The sequence below is a fragment of the Pseudoneobacillus rhizolycopersici genome, assembly GCF_054786815.1.
Map to the genome: position 1 here is coordinate 1 of NZ_JBTOOE010000235.1, position 237 is coordinate 237.

A 237-nucleotide genomic window follows, 5' to 3' on the forward strand; every position below is an offset into this window, starting at 1 on the left:
ATGGTTACAACGTCGTCAGGTTTCATCCTGCCCAAGCCCAGCGCCGCATCGATCAGCGGGGCCGGCGTGGCATACGCAAGCGTCGCTCCGGCAACCTTGTCGGCCAGCGTCACTTTGTCCTTAAAATCCTCTAAGTAAACCAGCTCCGCCTCCAGGTTGGTGAAGGCCATTTTGTTCATGAATTTGCGGCTGGTGATGATGTGCTTGATGCCGCCGGCGCGGATGCACTGGTTCATT

General features: G+C 57.0%; 1 protein-coding gene. It reads right to left on the reverse strand.

What is annotated here, in order from left to right:
* Positions 1-237 (reverse strand): hypothetical protein (locus tag ACX9YW_RS23570; protein ID WP_460351235.1); only part of this gene is annotated, 237 nt, incomplete at both ends.